The following is a 672-nucleotide window of genomic DNA, read 5'->3' as shown; positions in this document are numbered from 1 at the left end:
TTTTAAAAAACTCGCAAGGGAATGAGCCATTACTCGCTTTTTAAAATGCGGCAGGACAAAAAATAAAGGCGCCTAAAAACACGCATTTTGAAAGATTACGGGTATATGGAGTGTATCAGCGAGTTGAAGGATAGTTTAAACATGGCCCTTTTAAGTGCGAACTGCAACAGTGAGTAAAACCCCATCAAAAGCTAGAGTGAGTCACGTAAGATTGATAATCTCAAGGTGCTAACCAAGGAGATTATCATGGCCAAAGGCTATCACCACATGACACAAGAGATAAGGTCTCAAATTTACGCCTTAAAAGCAACTGGAATAGCATTGAGAAAAATTGGCCGTATAGTGGGTTACGATGCATCGGCTATCAGTCGTGAGATTAAGCGCAATACAGACGGCAGAGGTTATCGCTATAAGCAAGCAGATGCAATGGCAAAAGAACGCCGCGTTAAGGCTAGCCGAACGCCAAAAAATCTTGCTCCTGAACTGATATCCATCATTGAGGCTAAGATCCTGGAAGATTGGAGCCCAGACCAAATCGCTGGTCGTTAAAAAGAGGAAGGCAGAATGAACAAAAGCCAATAAAAATCAAAAAACATGGCAGACCTGCCGTTAGTCTGTTTCGTTACGGTCTGGATTTTTTGTGCGATTCTATTGTTCGGTTGGCAGATAAAA

Annotated in this window: 1 protein-coding gene; it reads left to right on the top strand. The window is 42.1% G+C overall.

The genetic code is table 11. The features are described from left to right. Window positions 1–246 precede the first annotated feature (246 nt). Window positions 247–549: a helix-turn-helix domain-containing protein gene (locus tag E1O47_RS12125; RefSeq protein ID WP_133131485.1), complete on the top strand. Its 303-nt coding sequence runs from the start codon at window positions 247–249 to the stop codon at window positions 547–549. The last annotated feature ends 123 nt before the right edge of the window (window positions 550–672 follow it).

Origin of the sequence: Legionella yabuuchiae, from assembly GCF_900640115.1 — a bacterium.
In the GTDB taxonomy this organism is placed as follows: domain Bacteria; phylum Pseudomonadota; class Gammaproteobacteria; order Legionellales; family Legionellaceae; genus Legionella_A; species Legionella_A yabuuchiae.
This window is presented reverse-complemented; position numbering and strand designations above follow the sequence as displayed.

Bases quoted from the DNA above. Each gene is read 5' to 3' on its own strand.
- E1O47_RS12125 (WP_133131485.1), top strand. From the start codon at position 247: ATGGCCAAAGGCTATCACCACATGACACAAGAGATAAGGTCTCAAATT.